This window comes from Streptomyces sp. SudanB5_2050 (genome assembly GCF_964272335.1).
GTDB classification, from domain to species: Bacteria; Actinomycetota; Actinomycetes; order Streptomycetales; family Streptomycetaceae; genus Streptomyces; species Streptomyces rochei.
The window spans coordinates 5,409,254-5,428,088 of record NZ_OZ186760.1; the positions used below are offsets into that span (position 1 = coordinate 5,409,254).

At 71.9% G+C, this 18,835-nt stretch carries 14 protein-coding genes; 8 read left to right on the forward strand and 6 right to left on the reverse strand.

The annotated features are described in order from the left end of the window. Positions 1-257: 257 nt before the first annotated feature. Complete coding sequence (locus ACFZP7_RS24240; RefSeq protein WP_046250199.1) at positions 258-1,658, reverse strand: sulfatase; 1,401 nt, start codon at positions 1,656-1,658, stop codon at positions 258-260. 348 nt (positions 1,659-2,006) lie between these two features. Further along, positions 2,007-4,274 carry a glycogen debranching protein GlgX gene (gene glgX / locus ACFZP7_RS24245; RefSeq protein WP_127441005.1) on the reverse strand — a complete coding sequence of 756 codons (2,268 nt, stop codon included), beginning with the start codon at positions 4,272-4,274 and terminating at the stop codon, positions 2,007-2,009. 177 nt (positions 4,275-4,451) lie between these two features. Between glgX and ACFZP7_RS24250 the strand changes: the two genes are divergently transcribed. From ACFZP7_RS24250 to ACFZP7_RS24270, 5 genes are all read left to right on the forward strand, one after another. Continuing rightward, positions 4,452-5,690 (forward strand): Ig-like domain-containing protein, encoded by a 1,239-nt coding sequence (locus tag ACFZP7_RS24250; RefSeq protein WP_031020057.1) that lies wholly within the window; start codon positions 4,452-4,454, stop codon positions 5,688-5,690. 177 nt (positions 5,691-5,867) lie between these two features. Then, the gene (locus ACFZP7_RS24255) at positions 5,868-7,130 is read left to right on the forward strand and encodes an Ig-like domain-containing protein (RefSeq protein WP_385635677.1); all 1,263 of its coding nucleotides are present in this window, start codon (positions 5,868-5,870) and stop codon (positions 7,128-7,130) included. Between the two features lie 89 nt (positions 7,131-7,219). Next, on the forward strand, positions 7,220-7,987 hold the full coding sequence (locus tag ACFZP7_RS24260) for an enoyl-CoA hydratase/isomerase family protein (protein ID WP_019329701.1): 768 nt from the start codon (positions 7,220-7,222) through the stop codon (positions 7,985-7,987). A 296-nt stretch (positions 7,988-8,283) separates the two neighbouring features. Next, positions 8,284-8,787, forward strand: coding sequence for an ATP-binding protein (locus ACFZP7_RS24265; protein ID WP_019329702.1), 504 nt, complete (start codon positions 8,284-8,286; stop codon positions 8,785-8,787). Between the two features lie 165 nt (positions 8,788-8,952). Continuing rightward, on the forward strand, positions 8,953-9,567 hold the full coding sequence (locus ACFZP7_RS24270; protein WP_019329703.1) for an ADP-ribosyltransferase: 615 nt from the start codon (positions 8,953-8,955) through the stop codon (positions 9,565-9,567). Positions 9,568-9,726: 159 nt separating this feature from the next. On the opposite strand, the gene ACFZP7_RS24275 is transcribed toward ACFZP7_RS24270, so the two are convergent. Continuing rightward, on the reverse strand, positions 9,727-10,365 hold the full coding sequence (locus tag ACFZP7_RS24275; protein ID WP_109202760.1) for a GNAT family N-acetyltransferase: 639 nt from the start codon (positions 10,363-10,365) through the stop codon (positions 9,727-9,729). A gap of 157 nt (positions 10,366-10,522) precedes the next feature. Here ACFZP7_RS24275 and ACFZP7_RS24280 point away from each other — a divergent pair, with 157 nt between their 5' ends. Beyond that, complete coding sequence (locus tag ACFZP7_RS24280) at positions 10,523-10,735, forward strand: EF-hand domain-containing protein (RefSeq protein WP_019329705.1); 213 nt, start codon at positions 10,523-10,525, stop codon at positions 10,733-10,735. 108 nt (positions 10,736-10,843) lie between these two features. Continuing rightward, positions 10,844-11,560: an NADPH-dependent F420 reductase gene (locus tag ACFZP7_RS24285; RefSeq protein ID WP_385635680.1), complete on the forward strand. Its 717-nt coding sequence runs from the start codon at positions 10,844-10,846 to the stop codon at positions 11,558-11,560. A gap of 14 nt (positions 11,561-11,574) precedes the next feature. On the opposite strand, the gene ACFZP7_RS24290 is transcribed toward ACFZP7_RS24285, so the two are convergent. Further along, positions 11,575-12,132 (reverse strand): glycoside hydrolase family 25 protein, encoded by a 558-nt coding sequence (locus tag ACFZP7_RS24290; protein ID WP_385635682.1) that lies wholly within the window; start codon positions 12,130-12,132, stop codon positions 11,575-11,577. Between the two features lie 130 nt (positions 12,133-12,262). Beyond that, positions 12,263-13,678, reverse strand: coding sequence for an MFS transporter (locus ACFZP7_RS24295; RefSeq protein WP_385635685.1), 1,416 nt, complete (start codon positions 13,676-13,678; stop codon positions 12,263-12,265). A gap of 158 nt (positions 13,679-13,836) precedes the next feature. On the opposite strand from ACFZP7_RS24295, the gene ACFZP7_RS24300 reads away from it, so the two are divergent. Further along, positions 13,837-14,865 (forward strand): helix-turn-helix domain-containing protein, encoded by a 1,029-nt coding sequence (locus ACFZP7_RS24300; protein WP_127441002.1) that lies wholly within the window; start codon positions 13,837-13,839, stop codon positions 14,863-14,865. On the opposite strand, the gene ACFZP7_RS24305 is transcribed toward ACFZP7_RS24300, so the two are convergent. Further along, entirely contained in the window at positions 14,807-18,478 is a 3,672-nt protein-coding gene (locus ACFZP7_RS24305) for a protein kinase domain-containing protein (RefSeq protein WP_385635688.1), read from the reverse strand. The genes ACFZP7_RS24300 and ACFZP7_RS24305 overlap by 59 nt on opposite strands. Between the last annotated feature and the right edge of the window lie 357 nt (positions 18,479-18,835).

Sequence of the window (18,835 nt, forward strand, 5' to 3'; positions counted from 1 at the left end):
CCACCGAGTTTCCGCGCGCACCGGGGGTCGTACGGGAGCATCGACCGATCGGCTGATGCGCCTTCGAGCGCGACGACCGATGTGCCGGGCGCCCGCTCCCCGGGACGCTGGTGCCATGCCCGTCATCGACGTCACCGACCTGCGCAAGTCCTACGGCGGTCACCCCGCCGTCGACGGTGTGTCGCTCGCCCTCGAGGAGGGGGAGACGCGGGCCGCCTCCGCGTCCCCGGCCTCGACGAACGCGCCCGCCGCGCCGCTCAGGCCGCCGGATACGGCAGCAGCGTGCCGTCCACCTTTTCCCAGGCGGACCTCAACTCGGCCAGCAGAGCAGGCCGTTCGGCGGCGCGGTCGGCCTGCTCGCGGACATCGGTGCCGAGGTCGTACAGGTGGTCCCGGCCGTCCGCGTCCCGGTAGTACTTCCAGTCGCCGCGGCGCAGGGCCCGGTTGCCCCGCACCCGCCAGAACAGATCGCGCTCGGGCACCTTCTCGCCGCGCAGGAGGTATCCGGCCAGGCTGTGGCCGTCCAACGGGTACGCCGGGTGAGGACGGGCGCCGCCCAGCTCCAGCAGGGTCGCCGTCCAGTCCGGTGAGTACACCGGTACGTGGCTGACCTGGCGGGCGTCCACGCCGGCCGGCCAGCGCAGGATGGTCGGCACCCGGATGCCACCCTCCAGCAGCTCGGACTTCCCGCCGCTGAGCGGCCACTGGTAGGAGAAGCGCTCCCCACCGTTGTCACTGGCGAAGACGACGAGCGTGTTCTCCTCCTGGCCCGAGCGGCGCAGCGCCGCGAGCACCCGGCCGACCGAGGCGTCCAGGTCCTCGACCATCTGCCGGTACTTCTCCACCGAGCCGCCGTCGTCGTGCCGCAAGGCGCCCAGCACCGAGCCGGAGCGGATCTCCGCCGCGATCCGCGCGCCGGTCTCCGCGTCGTCCTCGGTCAGCCACGGCCAGTGCGGGGTGGTGAAGTTCAGGTTGAGCAGCCAGGGCCGGTCGTGGTCGCGGCCGACGTACTCGACGGCCCGCTCGGTCAGGACCGTCGTGTAGTAGCGCAGGTCCTGATAGGTGGCGTCGCCCTCGTACAGGTCGTAGTCGCCCAGCTGGCCCAGCTTGGAGAAGTACTCCAGCGCGCCGCCGAAGTTGCCGAAGAACTCGTCCCAGCCGGACTTGGTGGGGCTGAAGTCGGGGAGCCAGCCGCAGTGCCACTTGCCGATCAGGGCGGTCGCGTAGCCCGCCTTCTTCAGCAGGGAGGCGAGGGTCGGGTGGCTCGGGTCCAGCCCCTGGGAGCGATGGCCGAGGGGTTCGGACAGGCCGCCCTTCGTGCGGCCCGGGAAGCGGCCCGTGTACAGGCTGAAGCGGGTCGGTGAGCAGGTCGCCGAGCCCGAGTAGGCGTCGGTGAACCGCACTCCCTGCGCGGCGAGCCGGTCCAGGTGCGGCGTCCGGATGTGCGGGGCGCCGTACGACGACAGGTCGGCCCAGCCGAGGTCGTCGCCGAGGATGAACAGGATGTTGGGGCGTCTGTGCGGTCGGCCGGCGGCGGGACGGGACCGGAACGGACGCTCGGCGGGAGCGGCCGAGGCGGTGGCGGACGTGCCGGCGACGGCCGACACCGCCCCGCCGCCGACCAGGCCACCGAAGACACGACGGGATATTTCAGGCATGCGTCATCCCCGGAGTAGAGAGACAGGCGGGAAAGCGGAAGGGAGGAGCGGAGAGGTGAAGAGGTGCGGGGCCCGGACGGGACGCCCGGATCAGGACCGGGTCAGCCGCGGATCAGGACCGGGTCGGCACCGCGTCAGGCCCGCATCGGACCTGGGGCAGACCTGGGTCAGAGCAGGGTCAGCGACAGACGGCGCTGGATTGCCGGCACAGGTCGACGTGGTGTCGCACCACCAGTGCGACACCCGTGCGACGCCGGACAGCGGGTGACCTCATGCCCCAGACGCTGCCAGCCGGGCGACACGACGGTCAAGAAGATCACCGCCGAGTTCACGGAGCCGCAACGAGACTCAGCCGACGACGCGCAGCAACAGCACCGACCGCGCCGGCACCGTGATCTCCGTGCCCGCGGGGTGCGCCGCGGCCGGTGCCTCGGTCTGCTCCTCGCGGGCGGTGTCCACGACCACCTCGTACCGCTCCGCCCACGGCGCGCCCGGCAAGACGAAGGAGACGGGGCGCTCCCCGGCGTGCAGGACGGCCAGGAAGCTGTCGTCGGTGATCGGCGCCCCGCGCTCGTCGCGGCCCGGGATGTCCCGCCCGGAGAGGTACATGCCGAGGGTGGCGGCGGGCGCGTACCAGTCCTGCTCCGTCATCTCGCCGCCCCGCGCGGTGAACCAGGCCAGGTCCCGCAGGCCGTCCGCGGAGTGCGCGCGGCCGGAGAAGAAGGCCCGGCGGCGCAGCACGGGATGCCGGTGGCGCAGCGCGATCAGCCGGGAGGTCAGCTCGAACAGGGGCCGCCACTCCGGGTCGTCCCGCAGGCTCCAGTCCAGCCAGCTGATCTCGTTGTCCTGGCAGTAGGCGTTGTTGCTGCCGCCCTGCGTGCGGCCGAACTCGTCACCGGCGACCAGCATCGGCACCCCGGTCGACAGCAGCAGCGTCGTCAGGAGGTTGCGCAGCTGGCGACGCCGCAGCGCCCGGACCCGAGCGTCGTCGGTCTCGCCCTCGGTGCCGCAGTTCCAGGACCGGTTGTCGTCCGTGCCGTCCCGGTTGCCCTCGCCGTTGGCCTCGTTGTGCTTGCGCTCGTACGACACCAGGTCGCGCAGGGTGAAGCCGTCGTGCGCGGTGACGAAGTTGACCGAGGCGTACGGGCGCCGTCCGCCCCAGGCGTACAGGTCGCTGGAGCCCGACAGGCGGTAGCCCATCTCCCTGACGTCGGGCAGCGCGTGCCGCCAGAAGTCCCGCACCGCGTTGCGGTAGCGGTCGTTCCACTCCGTCCACAGAGGAGGGAAGGCGCCGACCTGGTAGCCGCCCGAGCCCACGTCCCACGGCTCGGCGATCAGCTTCACCCGCCGCAGCACCGGATCCTGGGCGATCACCGCGAGGAAGGGGGAGAGCATGTCGACGTCGTGCATCGAGCGGGCCAGCGCCGCCGCCAGGTCGAAGCGGAAGCCGTCCACCCCCATCTCCGTCACCCAGTACCGCAGCGAGTCGGTGATCAGGCGCAGCACGTGCGGCTGGACGACGTGCAGGGTGTTCCCGCAGCCGGTGTAGTCGGCGTAGCGGCGGGCATCGGGCTGGAGGCGGTAGTAGCCGCGGTTGTCGATGCCCTTGAGGGACAGCGTCGGGCCCAGCTCGCCCGCCTCCGCCGTGTGGTTGTAGACCACGTCGAGGATCACCTCGATGCCCGCCGCGTGCAGCGCGCGCACCATCCGCTTGAACTCGCCGACCTGCTCCCCGGTGGTGCCGGAGGCGGCGTAGGCGGCGTGCGGGGCGAAGTACCCGACGGAGTTGTAGCCCCAGTAGTTGCGCAGACCGCGCTCCAGCAGATGGCTCTCGTGCGCGAACTGGTGCACCGGCAGCAGCTCCACCGCCGTGACGCCCAGCCGCGTCAGGTGCTCGACCGCCGCCGGGTGCGCGAGGCCGGCGTACGTGCCGCGCAGCTCGGGCGGGATGTCCGGGTGGAGCCGGGTGAAGCCGCGCACGTGCAGCTCGTAGATGACCGAGTCCGCCCACGGCGTCTTGGGCCGGCGGTCGTCCGACCAGTCGTCGTCGTCATGGACCACGACCCCCTTCGGGACGTACGGCGCCGAGTCCCGGTCGTCGCGGACGGTGTCCGCCACGTGCTGCTCCGGCCAGTCGCGGACGTGCCCGTACACCTCGGGCGGCAGCGCGAAGTCGCCGTCGACCGCGCGTGCGTACGGGTCGAGCAGCAGCTTCGCCGGGTTCCAGCGGGCGCCGGTCCACGGGTCCCAGCGGCCGTGCACCCGGTAGCCGTAGCGCTGTCCGGGCCGCACCCCCGGCACGAAACCGTGCCAGATCTCGTGCGTCAGCTCGGTCAGCCGCACCCGGCTCTCCCTGGCGCCTCGACCGCGCCCGTCGAAGAGGCACAGCTCGACCGCCTCCGCCCCGCCCGCCCACAGCGCGAAGTTCGTCCCCGCCACACCGTCCGGGCCGGTCCGGAAACGGGCGCCCAGCGGCACCGGTGTTCCCGGCCAGGCCGGCACGGCGGGCGGCGGCGCGGCACGCCGTGCGCCGTTCACCACGACGGCGGGGCGCGCGGGTCCGTCCTCGGCGGCCTGTTTCCCGGCCACCGCCTCCTGCTCGGCTGCGCTGGACACCTGTCAGCCTCCTGCGGCTCGTGGAACGACGTGCCTCGGACGGGCGGAAGGGACGACGGAAAAGGGCGTGCGGTGTCCCGACCGCCGCACCCCGTCGCGTCGTCCTCCCCACAGTTCTGCCCACCGCATGGCTCGCACTCACGTTTCCCCAGGGCGTACCGGTCGTTACGGGTGAATGTGAGGCACGTACATGGGCGCGCACGGCGCGCGGCGACCGCTCTGGCCGCCGTACTGACATGGGCAGGACTGCTGGCCGGGGCCGCCGGATGCACCTCGGACGGCGGTGGCATCGGCTCGGACATCGGCGAGATCCTCGGCAAGCCCCCGTCGGCCGAGGACGTCATCCGCGTCACCCCCCAGGACGGGAGCAAGGCGGTCCGGCCCGAGAAGAAGCTGTCGGTGCGGGTGCCCGACGGCCGGCTGGAGTCGGTGCGGGTCGTCAAGTCGCAGGACGCGCGGCAGACCGAGGTCCCCGGCCGGATCTCCGAGGACGGACTGCGCTGGGAACCGGACGACGCCCGGCTGGCCCTGGCCGCCAAGTACACCGTCGACGCGGTCGCCCTGGACGGCCACGGCCGGCGCTCCGCCCGGCACACCACCTTCACCACCTACGTCCCCGACGAGCGCTTCATCGCCTACGTCGCCCCCGAGAACCGCTCCGTCGTCGGCACCGGCATGATCGTCTCGCTGCAGTTCAGCGACGAGATCACCGACCGCGCCGCCGTCGAACGCGCCGTCGAGGTGACCGCGAAGCCGTCCGTCGAGGTGCGCCCCCACTGGTTCGGCAAGGACCGCCTGGACCTGCGCCCGGAGAAGTACTGGAAGCCGGGCACCGAGGTCACCGTCGCCCTGGACCTGCGGGACGTCGAGGGCGCCCCCGGGATCTACGGGCTCCAGCACAAGACGTTCTCCTTCACCGTCGGCCGCAGCCAGGTCTCCCTCGTCGACGCGGCGAAGCGGACCATGGAGGTCCGCCGGGACGGCACCCTGCTGACCACCGTGCCGATCACCGCGGGTGCCCCGAAGACCCCGACGTACAACGGCAAGATGGTCATCACCGAGATGCTCGACGTGACCCGCATGAACAGCCGCACCGTCGGCTTCGGCGGCGAGTACGACATCCCCGACGTCCCGCACGCCATCCGCCTGACCAGCTCCGGGACCTTCCTGCACGGCAACTACTGGGCGCCCGCCGACACCTTCGGCCGGGCCAACGTCAGCCACGGCTGCGTCGGCCTGCGCGACGTCAAGGGCGGCGGCTCCGACACCCCGGCGGGCTGGTTCTTCGACCGCAGTCTCATCGGTGACGTCGTCGAGGTCGTCAACAGCAAGGACAAGACGGTCGCGCCCGACAACGGGCTCGGCGGCTGGAACATGAGCTGGAAGAAGTGGAAGGCGGGCAGCGCCGTGAAGTGACCCCGGCGTGACGCCCGCGTGACCCCGACGTGCCGCCGACGACACCGGGCCGTCAACTCGGTACGGAACAGTGACATTTCCCCTGTCCCCCAGGCCCGTGGCCTGCGGTTACGATGCGCCGGTGCGCGTCGGCGCACTGGGGCGCGGGCCGGACCAGGCCCGGCGAGGGGAGACAAGTTGAACGTGCGTCCGATATCGGGGGCGTCGCGGGCGGGTGTCCGGGGACGGGGCGGCAGGGGACGCGGCAGGGCACTGCCGGCGCTGGCACTGGGCGTGCTGCTGACACTCACCGCGTGCGGCGGCGGAGGGTCCGGCCCGGGAGCCGGGAACGGGGACGACGGGAAGAACGCCAAGGACTCCACGGCCGCGCAGAGCAAGCAGTCCGAGGCCGTCGTCAGCATCACCCCGAAGGACGGGGCCAAGGGCGTCGACACCAGCGGCACCCTCAAGGTCGGCGCCGCCCGGGGCAAGCTCACCGAGGTCGTCGTCAAGGACGCCGAGGGCGCGAAGATCGACGGGAAGATATCCGGGGACGGCGCCACCTGGACGCCGTCCACCCACCTGGCCGCCGCCACCACGTACACCGTGCACGCGGTCGCCGAGGACTCCGAGGGCCGCACGGCCGCCGAGGACTCCCGCTTCACCACCCTGACGCCCCAGAACACCTTCATCGGCCACTTCACCCCCGAGGACGGCTCGAAGGTCGGCGTCGGCATGCCGTTCTCGATCCGCTTCACCCGGGGCATCACCAACCCCGAGGACGTCGAGAAGGCCATCCGCATCAAGACCGAGCCGGCCGTCGAGGTCGCCGGGCACTGGTTCGGCAACGACCGACTCGACTTCCGCCCGGAGAAGTACTGGAAGCCCGGCACCAAGGTCACCGTCGACCTCGACCTCGACGGCGTCGAGGGCCGCGAGGGCGTCTACGGCGAACAGTCCAAGACCGTCTCCTTCACCATCGGCCGCGGCCAGGTCTCCGTCGTCGACGCCAAGAAGCTCACCATGGAGGTCGTGCGGGACGGCAAGAAGATCAAGACCATCCCGGTCACCACCGGCGCGCCCGGCTACGAGACCTGGAACGGCCAGATGGTCATCACCGAGCGGCTCCCCGTGACCCGCATGAACGGCGAGACCGTCGGCTACGGCGGCGAGTACGACATCAAGGACGTCCCGCACGCCATGCGCCTGTCCACCTCCGGCACCTTCATCCACGGCAACTACTGGGGCGGCGACGCCTTCGGCAACCGCAACGCCAGCCACGGCTGCATCGGCCTGCGCGACGTGCGCGGCGGCTGGGACGAGAAGGCCCCGGGCGCCTGGTTCTTCGAGAACTCGATGATCGGCGACGTGGTCGTGGTGAAGAACTCGAACGACGCGACCATCGCCCCGGACAACGGCCTCAACGGCTGGAACATGTCCTGGGAGAAGTGGAAGGCGTAGCCTCCCCCGCCCGTACGGCCCCGGTGTCCGTCCTCGATGTGAGGTACGGCACCGGGGCCGCCGTCGTTAGTCGCCGTTAACCTGCTGGCATGACCGTTGAACTGGAAGTCGCGGACGGCGTCGGCACGCTGCGCCTCAACCGCCCGCCCATGAACGCCCTCGACATCGCCACCCAGGACCGGCTCAAGGAACTCGCCGAGGAGGTCACCCGCCGCGACGACGTGCGCGCCGTCGTCGTCCACGGCGGCGAGAAGGTGTTCGCGGCGGGCGCGGACATCAAGGAGATGCAGGTGATGGACCACGCGGCGATGATCGCCCGCGCCCGCGCCCTCCAGGACTCCTTCACCGCGGTGGCCCGCATCCCCAAGCCCGTGGTCGCGGCGGTCACCGGCTACGCCCTCGGCGGCGGCTGCGAACTCGCGCTCTGCGCCGACTTCCGCATCGCCGGCGAGAACGCCAAGCTGGGCCAGCCCGAGATCCTGCTCGGCCTGATCCCCGGCGCCGGCGGCACCCAGCGACTGTCCCGGCTGATCGGCCCCTCCAAGGCCAAGGACCTCATCTTCACCGGCCGCCAGGTCAGGGCCGACGAGGCGCTGGCGCTCGGCCTGGTGGACCGCGTCGTACCGGCCGCCGAGGTCTACGAGCAGGCGCACGCCTGGGCCGCGCGGCTCGCCAAGGGCCCCGCCATCGCGCTGCGCGCGGCGAAGGAGGCGATCGACACCGGCCTGGAGACGGACATCGAGACCGGTCTCGCCGTCGAGCGGAACTGGTTCGCGGGCCTGTTCGCGACCGAGGACCGCGAACGCGGGATGCGCAGCTTCGTGGAAGAGGGCCCCGGCAAGGCCAAGTTCCTCTGAGCGGGCCGCGATGAATCGCGCGAAGTCCGGCTGAAGCGCTTGCAGTTGACGCGGTGTCTGATCCGGGTCCCTCGATGGGGCGGTTTATGGCAGCCTTAACGCACCATTAAGCACGTCCTGTCGAGGGAGTCAGCCGCTTGTCTCCGGCCGAGCCGTCCGCGCAGGTCAGTAGGGGTTTCTCCGGTCCCGAACTGCCCGTGGCATATGCCGAACGACCGTCGCCGGGCAAGGGCCTCGCGGGGGTGTATTCCCCGGGAACGGCCCCGGAGGCCCCCGGGGGCGGCCATGATGGGGGCATGGCGGGGCTGGAGGGTACGGAACAGCCGCGGGGAGCCGGACGTGCGACCGCGGCGCGCTGGTCGCCGGCGGTCGAGGACGAACACGCGCTCAAGGCGCTGGAACTGTTCGGCAATCCCACGGAGCATGAGGTTCCGTTACCCTCCCGCCCCGAATCCGCCGCCACCGCCCGCCGACTGGCCCAGGTCGTCGCCCTGCGCCAGTGGCAACTCGGTCCCCGGGTCACGGAGGACACCGTCCTGCTCGTCTCCGAGCTGGTGGGCAACGCCGTGCGCCACACCGGCGCCCGCGTCTTCGGCCTCCACATGCGCCGCCGCCCCGGCTGGATCCGCGTCGAGGTCCGCGACCCCTCGCGGGGGCTGCCGTGCCTGATGCCGGTACAGGACACGGACATCAGCGGGCGGGGCCTCTTCCTCGTCGACAAGCTGTCCGACCGCTGGGGCGTCGACCTGCTGCCGCGCGGCAAGACGACCTGGTTCGAGCTGCGGGTGGTCGACCGGTGAGACGCCGGTGCGGCACCGGAGGTCCCGGAGGCGAGGCCCTGGCGAGGCACCGGTGAGACGCCACTGAGGGCCCATCTTCCCCCGGGCGCAAGGCGGTTCGGCGGACACGCCACCTACGGGTGAAGATCCGGAGCCTGCCGCTCCGCACCGGGGATCGTAAGCACCATGTTCACCACTCGCCTGCGCCGCCGGGGCGCCGCCGCCGTCCTGTCCCTCTCCGCCGTCCTCGCCACCACGGCCGCCACGGCCCCCGGCACGACGGCCACGCCGAAGGCCCCCGCCGCCAAGGCCGCCCCCGCCTGCCCCCAGTTCGACGACAAGCTCAGGGCCGCCGCCGACTCCGGCGTCGACCTCGACCGCATCACACCCGAACCGGTCTGGCGCACCACCTGCGGCACCCTCTACCGCAGCGACAGCCGCGGCCCCCAGGTCGTCTTCGAAGAGGGCTTCCACGCCAAGGACGTCCAGAACGGCCAGTACGACGTCGAGAAGTACGTCCTCGTCAACCAGCCCTCGCCGTACGTCTCGACCACCTACGACCACGACCTCTACAAGACCTGGTACAAGTCCGGCTACAACTACTACATCGACGCCCCCGGCGGCATCGACGTCAACAAGACCATCGGCGACACCCACAAGTGGGCCGACCAGGTCGAGGTCGCCTTCCCCGGCGGCATCAAGCGGCAGTACATCATCGGCGTCTGCCCGGTCGACCGGCAGACCAAGACCGAGATCATGAGCGAGTGCGAGAGCAACCCGCACTACAAGCCCTGGCACTGACCCGGCACCGAAACCCGGCACCGAATCCGGCACCGAAACCCGGCACCGAAACCCGGCACCGAAACCCGGCACCGAAACCCGGCACCGAAACCCGGCACCGAAACCCGGCACCGAATCCGGCACCGAAATCCGGCACCGAAACCCGGCACCGGGCACCGCTCACGGGCGCAGGAACAGCGCCTCCGACCCCACCGGCCGGTAACCCGCCGCCTGGAACGCCCGCAGACTGCGGGCGTTCCCCGCCGCGACCTGCGCCCACACCGGCTCACCCCCGGCCAGCCGCCGCGCCGCCGCCACCAGCCGCCGCCCCAGCCCCCGGTGGCGCGCCCCCTCCGCCACTTCCACCGCGACCTCCAGCCGCCCGGCGACCCCACGGCCCAGCACCAGCACCCCGCCGTCCACCGTCCACACCCGCACCCCGTCGCGCCGCCGGCCCGCCGAGACCACCCGCGGATGCCCGGCATCGGCGACCTCCTCCAGCGCCGGTTCCGGCCGGCCCGGCAGCGGAGCGCCGGTCAGCAGCACGTCGACCGTGTCGACGGCCCGCCCCGTCCGCGCCGCGAGGGCGGTCAGGAACCGGGGATGCATGGCCGCGGCGAGCGGATCGCAGTCCAGCGCCCCCAGCGTCTCGCGCACCCACCCCTCCGCCTCGTCGGTGAAGACGACCGAGTGCGCCGTGAACGCGATCACCCCCGCGTCCCGCTCACCGTGCTGCGGCACCACGGTGACCCCGCCGTCCGCCGCCGGGAAGACGCCCCGCGCCGCCGCCTCCAGAATGTCCCGCAGGCTCTCCACCACACCGCGCTCCTCGCGTCTCCACCCACTGGAAGGCCCCACACTCACACACGTGGACGAGTGGGTGGTCGCCGCACCGGGCGCGCGCACGGGCAGCTAATCTGACCTGCGTCAGACGCGTCCACAGGACGAGCAGAGCACGGAAAAGAGGGGCGGACCGGTGGCGGACATCGAGGAAGCACGCAAGCAGTTCGAGCGGATCGACACGGACGGTGACGGCTTCATCACCGCGGCCGAGTTCAAGACCGCGCTGGCCCAGGGCGGCGACTGGAACGTCACCGAGTCGGTGGCCGAGGCGATCATCGCCGGCCGCGACCTGGACGGCGACAAGGTGCTGTCGTTCGACGAGTTCTGGACGTACCTGAACAAGTAGCGACACCGCGAGGGGCGCCCGTCCGGTCACCGGACGGGCGCCCCTCGGTTCGTCCGGACTCGCCGGAATAGCCCGCGCCGTCCGGGGGTTGCTGCTGATCACCGGCGCGTGCCGCCGGGTTCCGCAGGACACGACCCCCGAAAGGCAAGGCGAGTCGGCATCATGAAGATCGGCATCATCGGCGCGGGCAACATCGGCGGCAACCTCACCCGGCGCCTGACCGCGCTCGGGCACGACGTCTCCGTCGCCAACTCCCGCGGACCGCACACGCTCACGGCACTGGCCGAGGAGACCGGCGCCACCCCGGTGCGAGCCGAGGAGGCGGCCCGGGGCGCCGAGGTCGTGGTCGTCACGGTCCCGCTGAAGGCGGTCCCCGACCTGCCCTCCGGCATCCTCGACGGCGCCGCCGACGGCGTGGCGGTCATCGACACCAACAACTACTACCCACAGCAGCGCGACGGGCGCATCGCCGCCATCGAGGACGAGGGCCGCACCGAGAGCCGCTGGGTCGAGGAGCACCTCGGCCACCCCGTGATCAAGGCGTTCAACGGCACGTACGCCCAGGACATCCTGGACCGCCCGCGCCCGGTCGGTGACCCCGACCGCATGGCGCTGCCGGTCGCCGGCGACGACGAGGCGGCCAAGGCCAAGGTCCGCGCCCTCATCGGCGAACTGGGCTTCGACACCGTCGACGCCGGCGGCATCGACGAGTCCTGGCGCCAGCAGCCCGACACCCCGGTCTACGGCCTGCGAGCGGGCGTCGAGGGCGTCACCAAGGCCCTGGCGGAGGCGTCGCCTGAGCGCCCGGCGGCGTTCAGGGGCTAGGCGGACGCAGAGGGCTAGGCCCTCTGGGCCCACTCCTTCAGCGCGGTCTTGCTGCCGAAGTCCGCCACGTTCGTGTCGACCGGGTCGTCGGTGTACTGATGGAAGCGCCACTTCGCCTGGATGCGGGGCTTGCCGGCCGACACGTAGTCGGCGATCCAGAGGCCGTCACCCGCGTACGAGGTGGTGTCCACGTTCAGCCAGAAATTCCGGTTGCAGTAGAGGACCACCCTGTTGTCCGGCCGCAGCTCTCTCACCTTCCGGATGAACCGGTCCTTCTCCGAGTTGCTCGCGTGGGTGCCCTCGCCCGTCGTCTCCCAGTCGACGGCGAGGATGTCACCCTTCCTCTCGGGCGCCTTGGACACGAAGTACTCGGCCTGGGCGGTCAGGTTGCCGGGCCACAGGAAGTGGTAGAAGCCGACGACGAGCCCGGCGTCGCGGGCCCGTTTCGTCTGCGCCGCGAGTTTGGGGTTGACGTACGAACGGCCCTCCGTCGCCTTGATGAAGACGAAGGAGAGGCCGTCCGTGTCGTAGCTGGAGGACTGGTACGCGCTCACGTCGATGCCGCGCAGCATGCGGACTCCCTCGGATGCCGGTGGGGCTGAAGTGCCTTCGGGGCGGAGGTTGTTGTTATGCCCGGAGACCGGCGGCCGTACGCCGGGCGCGCGGGCGCTCGGCGTACGGCGGTGGTGAACGCCGGTCGGATCAAGGGGCGGAGGTGGTGACCGGGGCCGCCGGGGCGTCCTCGGCGGCCGGCGCGGTCTCGCCCTCGTCCAGGGAGACGTCCTTGGTCTCCTTGCCGAGCAGCAGCGCGGTCAGCGTCAGTACCGCCATCGCGGAGAGGTAGACGCCGACCAGCCACGGCGAGCCGTCCCCGGCCTCCCACAGCGCCACCGCGATGAACGGCGCGACGGCCGCGCCCAGGATCGAGCTGACGTTGTACGAGATGCCGGAGCCGGTGTAGCGCACGCTGGTCGGGAACAGCTCGGGCAGCAGCGCGCCCATCGGGCCGAACGTCATGCCCATCAGGGTGAAGCCGAGCACCAGCCACAGCACCACGCCGAGCGTGCCGAGGCCGATCAGCGGCACCCAGACCAGGCCGAAGACCACGATCGCGGCGGTGATCCAGATCAGGGTGGTGCGCCGCCCGTACTTGTCCGCGAGCGGGCCGGAGACCAGGGTGAACACGGCGAAGAACAGCACACCGAAGATCATCATCAGGACGAAGGTGGTGTAGCTGTAGCCCAGTCCCGGCACGGCGGCGTCCTCGGCGGTGCGGCCGTAGCTCAGCGAGAACGTGGTCATCAGGTAGAAGAGCACGTACGTCGCCAGCATGATGAAGGTGCCGAGGATCAGCTGCCTCCAGTGGCCCTGGATCACGGTGGCCAGCGGCAGCTTGCGCACCTTCCCGGTCTCCTGCGTCTTGGTGAACACCGCCGACTCCACGAGCCGCGAGCGCACCCACAGGCCGATGGCGACCATCACGGCCGAGAACAGGAACGGGATGCGCCAGCCCCAGCTGGTGAAGGCCTCGGACGGCTGGGTGGGGTCGGCACCGGCCGCGGACGGCAGCAGCGCCCCGATGACCAGGAACAGACCGTTGCCGATGATGAAGCCGAGCGGGGCGCCGAGCTGCGGGAAGGTGCCGTACAGGGCGCGCTTGCCCTTGGGGGCGTTCTCGGTGGCGACCAGCGCGGCGCCGCTCCATTCGCCGCCCAGCGCGAAGCCCTGCGCGAGCCGCATCAGCACCAGCAGCGCGGTGGCGATCCAGCCGGCCTGCGCGTAGGTGGGCAGCACGCCGATGAGGAAGGTGGCGATGCCCATGGTGAGGAGGGAGACGACCAGCGTCTTCTTGCGGCCGAGGCGGTCACCGAGGTGACCGAAGAACACGGCGCCGATCGGCCGGGCCACCATGGCGGCGCCGAAGACCGCGAAGGACGACAGCAGGGCCGTGGTCGGGTCGCTGCTGGGGAAGAACAGCTGGGGGAAGACCAGTACGGCGGCAGTCGCGTAGATGTAGAAGTCGTAGAACTCGATCGTGGTGCCGATGAGGCTGGCGATGAGGACCCGCGACCGGGAGTTGACGGGGGCCTGGGCTGAACCGGGTGCTGGTGCGGGCATTGCTCGGTCTTTCACGTGCGAAACATGGGGAGGGCAACGATCTCAGGCGTCTTGTTTTCCGGGAAGTCGGTTTCACGATGTGAGACGCCCGGGTCGGGCCCGTTCGGGTCCTTGGATATGCTCACCCGAACTGGGGTGTACGAGGGGGAGGGCGGCCAGTGCTGACCGCGTCGGAGTTCCGGACGGATGCCCTTGCGCGGAGCGACCGGTTCGACTCCTGGCGGGAGCGCTTCGAGCACACGATGGCGCCCTCGGAGATCACCAGTCCGCGCGCCGAGGATTTCTGGGCCCGCCAGCGGCTGCTGCACCTCGAGGACGCGTGGCTGTGGCCCGTGAGTGTCTGCGCGTCACGGTATCGGCGCACGCCCAGGATGATCCGGCAGTCCGACCCCGAGCTCCTCCACATGTCGTTGGTCCTGCCCGGCAGCGGGACGGTCCACGTCGACCGCGGCGGCCACCGCAGTGTCAACGACCCGTACGACCTCTACTTCCTCGACACCTCCCGCCCCTACGACGTCCGCTCGCACGCCGAGCGGCCTCTGGTGGGCGTGGGCGTCGAGATCCCCAAGTCCCGGCTCCACCTGCCCGGCACCGGGGCCCTGGACGGCGTGCTCGGCCGACGGCTGTCCGGCCGACGGGGTTACGGCGCGCTGCTGACGCGGTTCATCAGCCACGTGTCCGACGAGCCGGACGCCTACCGGCCGTCCGACGCGCCGCGCCTCAGCGGTGTGCTGGTCGATCTGGTGGCCGGGCTGATCTCCCACGAGCTGGACGCCGAGGCGGCCCTGCCGCCGGAGACCCGCACCCGCAATCTCGTCCTGACCATCCGCTCCTTCATCCTGCACCACTTCCGCGACCCCCGGCTCACTCCGCAGACCGTCGCGGCGGCGCACCACATCTCCAGCCGGCACCTGCATCGTCTCTTCCAGCCGGAGGGCGTCACCGTGGCCGCCCTCATCCGTCACCGGCGCCTCGAACAGGCCCACCGGGACCTCGCCGACCCCGCCCTGCTCGACACACCGGTCCAGACGATCGCGGCCCGCTGCGGATTCACCACGCCGGCGCATTTCAGCCGCGCCTTCCGGGCCGCCTACGGCGTCTCCCCCAGCGAGTACAGGAAGGCCGGGCTCAGCACAGACTCCGGTGGGGAGCGTCGGGGACGTAGGTGCGCCACTCCTGCGCGGTGATGTCGCGCCCCACCCGTCGGCACACCGTCGCGGCCAGCTTCTCGGGTGCGAGGTCGAGGGCCTGACGCCGGTCGCCGGTGACGGTGCGCAGGGTCGTGCCGTCGAAGGAGAGGGTGTCGATCCGCTGCCCGGTGAGGGTCAGGGGCTCCCCGAGCGGCAGCCGGGCCCCGGTGTCCCAGAGCTGGACGGCGTCGTCGTCCACGGCGACGGCGAGGAAACGCCCGTCGTCGGAGAACGCCATCGCGCCCAGACGGGCCCCGTAGCGGGCGCCGCCCGGCACGAGGCTGCTGGGCATGCGGGCCAGTCGGTCGCGCGCCGTGCCGTCCCACAGTTCCAGCCATCCGGAGGGCCTGAGGGCGGCGACGAACCGTCCGTCGGGTGACGCGACGACGTCGTCGGTCCCGCCCTTCCCGAGCCGGCCGGTGTGTGTCGTGCCCGTCGTCAGGTCGAGCACCGCGCCGGTGGTGGTCAGCAGACGTTCGCTGTCCCGGCTGAACGCTCCGTGCCCGTCGTGGCCCTTGAACTCGTGGATCTTCTTGCGCCGCTGGAGGTCCCACACCTCGATGGTGGGGGCGGTGGGTTCCTGCCCGCCGGTCGTGCGGACGGAGAGGGACAGGTGACGGCCGTTCGGGGAGAGGGCCAGGTGCGCGGGCCGACGGTCGTCGCCGAGGGGAATGCGGTGGAGCTCCTTGCCGGCCCGGACGTCGTGGACGACGACGTCGAAACGCTGCTCGTAGCGCCCCTCGCCCTGCTCTCCCCGTGTGTGCACCAGCAGTCGGCCGTCGTCGTCCACGGCGCTGTGGACGACTCCGATGTCTCCGATGCCGACGATCGCGTCCGGGGTGACCGGGGAGCCGACGCGCTTGCCGTCACGCAGGTCGACCACCTGGAAGGACGGGCCGTCCAGGTGACCGTCGGTGAGGACGGCGAAGCGCCCGTCGCCGGAGAGCGCGGAGGCGGCCCGGTCCCGCGCTCCGCGGTCGAGTGCTCCTTCGAGGTCGATCTCGTGGAGCAGGCCGGTGTCGGGGGAGTAGTGCCGCAGCAGCCGGGCCTCCTCGTCCAGTGCGATGTACCGCGCCTCGAAGGTGTTCTCGGTGCGGTCCTCGGTGGGCAGGGCGACCGTGAAGAGCGGGCGTTCGGCGTCCTCGCGGTCCCAGACCGTGATCGTCTCCCCGGCGACGCCGATGAGGAAGCGGCCGAAGGAGCTGAAGCGCAGGGCCGAGCCCTGGTTGCGCACCTTGGTGAGCTTCTCGGCGCTCTTCAGGTCGTACACGTCCGCGAAGACCCCTTGCTCGACGGCCAGGTAGCGGCCGTCCGGGCTGAAGCGGAAGCTGCACTGGCCGGCGCTTCGGGGGGTGGGGTCGGGTGCGGGCTCGTCGATGACCGGGTCCCCGAAGTCGACGGGGCGCACCTGGACCCGCTGTCCCACGCAGGACACGAAACGTGTGCCGTCGGGTGTGACGGCGTACTGGAAGTCAAGGGTGCGCGTCGGCTGCGAGGCACCCCTGCGACCCGAGCGGTCGAAGACGGTGGCCTGGGTGCCCGCCTGGGTCAGCAGCACGTGCCCGCTGTTGGAGACGCCTTCCCAGCCTTGGTAGTCGGGTGCCTCGATCGGAGGGGCCGCCGCGGTGCCGTCCTCGGTGTTGACGATCCGGAAGGAGCCGTCCTCGCCTCTCAGCAGCATCAGCTTGCCGTCGGGGCTGAAGGCGGGGGCGTGGGCGCTGTCGGTGATCCGGTCCAGCCGGTAGTCCTTCGGGGACAGGGTCGCCAAGGGCTTCGCGGAGCCCGCCGCGCCTTTGGACACGTCCCAGAAGCGGACGCCCTGAGGCGACACGGTGACGAGTCGGCGCCCGTCCGGGGACATCACCTCGGGCGTGCCCTCCAGGCCCGCGATGTCGACCACCGAGCGCTCCGGCTGGACGGCGGCGGCGATCAGCGCCGCCCGTGCCTCGGGGACTTCGGCGATCCTCCAGGAGGCGAGCCCCAGCAGCATCGCCGTCTCCGGTTCCGTACCGGGAAGCGCTTCCGCCGTCCGCGCCACGGCCCGGGCCGTGGCCTGGGAACGGCGCTGCTCGGCCTCCCGGTTCTGCGTCCACGCCACCCCGCCCGCCACCAGGGCGAGCACCGTCGTGCCGGCGAGCCCCGCCAGCAACTGGCGACGGCGCCGTGCGGTGCGGGCGGCGGCGGTGCGCCCGGCCGTGAGGAAGCGCAGTTCCAGCGGGTTGGGCCGCAGGTGGTACGGGGCCGTGGGCAGCCAGTCGAGGCAGCCGCGCAACTCGGTGCCGCGCAGCAGGTCCTCCGCCCGTTCACCGTGCGCCTGCCACAACCGGGCCGCCGCACCGATGCGCTGCAGACGGTCGATCCCCGGCCGGTCGGTGTCGATCCAGGCGTGCAGCCGCCGCCAGGCGGGCAGCAGGGCGGCGCTGGCCGGCCGTACCGAGCCGTCGGCGTCCGTGAGCAGCACTCCGGCCGCGGCGAGGCCCTGAACCGCCGCGGTGATGCCGAGCCGTTCGCTCTCGGGCCGGTCCGAGAGGAGCTCGGCCGGTCCGGCGGTGCGTACGGAGTCCTGGGAGCCGTCGGCCGCGGACCCCGGCACGGTGAGCCGGAGCAGCAACGCGTGGGCGGCGAGCTGGGTGGTGGGGGCGAGCGCCTGGAAAGCGGCCTCTGCGCGCTCCCCGAGCGGTGCTTCCACGACGGTGTGGCCCGCGCCGGTGCCGGGGGACGTGCCGCCGTCGGCCGGAGCGGTGTCCGCGGCCGGGGCAGCGGCCTTCCGTGCCCCGGCCTCCATCAGCGCGGCACGGGGGTCCGCGGCCTTCACCGGCGCCCCCACCAGGCCCAGCAGCAGGTCGCTCGCGGTGGGGCGGTGTTGCGGGTCCTTGGCGAGGGCGGCGGCCATGAGCGGCCGTATCTCCGGCGGAAGGACGCCCAGATCAGGGTCGACGGTGGCCGTGCGGTGGGCGACCTCGGCGATGTTCTCACCGCGGAACGGCTCGGTGGCGGTCGCCGCGTACAGCACGACCGCGGCCCAGGCGAACACGTCGGAGGCCTGGGTGGCCCGTTGACCGGCCAGCACCTCGGGAGCCATGTAGCCGAACGTGCCCATGATCGCGCCGGTGGCGGTCAGGGACATGTCGGGGGCACGGGCGATGCCGAAGTCGATGATCCGCGGCCCGTCGGGGCCGAGCAGCACGTTCCCGGGCTTCAGGTCGCGGTGCAGGACGCCCGCCTGGTGGATCGCCGCCAGCGCGGTCGCCACCCCCGTGGCCAGCCGCAGCACCGCGTCCTGGCCCAGGGCCCCCTTCGCCCTGACCTCCGCGGCGAGGGTCGGTCCCGGCACGTACTCGCTGACCAGGTACGGAACGTCGTCGTCGACACGGGCGAGGAGGATCCGCGCGGTGCAGAACGCGGCCACCCGCCGTGCGGCCTCCGCCTCCCGCGCGAACCGGTCCCGGAGGACGGGGGCGGCCTCCCGGTGCAGCGTCTTGAGCGCGTACCGGGCGCCGGACGCGTCGTACGCCTCGTACACCACCCCCTGTCCGCCGGCGCCGAGCCTGGCCGCGAGCCAGTACCCGCCGATGCGCTCGGGGTCGTCCCGAGTCAGAGCCGAACCCACGCTGGTCGTCTCCCCGTTCCCTCGTGTCGGTGAGGGCATCCGCCGGCAGCAGGCCGGGCCGATACCTCTGATGCCCTTGAGTCTGTGAAGAGCCTCCGGCCCTGTCGTTGACCATCAGCGACACTCTCTTGACGATGCGCGCCGGAGTGGGCCGCGCCTCCGCACCCGTGGTGCGCGGCGATTCTGCGAGCACGGCGAGTACCTGGACAAGCGGTGTGCCGAACTCGGGACGTCCCGGGCTCTGGCCAGCTCGAACACGCGGTGCGATGGGACATCGCGGGACGGCTGGGACGTCGGCCCGCGGTCCGACACGAGGATCGGGCCGGTGATTACGATGCCTTCGGTGCGTGAGCATGG

Bases quoted from the DNA above. Each gene is read 5' to 3' on its own strand.
- ACFZP7_RS24290 (WP_385635682.1), bottom strand. From the start codon at position 12,132: ATGCTGCGCGGCATCGACGTGAGCGCGTACCAGTCCTCCAGCTACGAC.
- ACFZP7_RS24295 (WP_385635685.1), bottom strand. From the start codon at position 13,678: ATGCCCGCACCAGCACCCGGTTCAGCCCAGGCCCCCGTCAACTCCCGG.
- ACFZP7_RS24265 (WP_019329702.1), top strand. From the start codon at position 8,284: ATGGCGGGGCTGGAGGGTACGGAACAGCCGCGGGGAGCCGGACGTGCG.
- ACFZP7_RS24260 (WP_019329701.1), top strand. From the start codon at position 7,220: ATGACCGTTGAACTGGAAGTCGCGGACGGCGTCGGCACGCTGCGCCTC.
- ACFZP7_RS24240 (WP_046250199.1), bottom strand. From the start codon at position 1,658: ATGCCTGAAATATCCCGTCGTGTCTTCGGTGGCCTGGTCGGCGGCGGG.
- ACFZP7_RS24270 (WP_019329703.1), top strand. From the start codon at position 8,953: ATGTTCACCACTCGCCTGCGCCGCCGGGGCGCCGCCGCCGTCCTGTCC.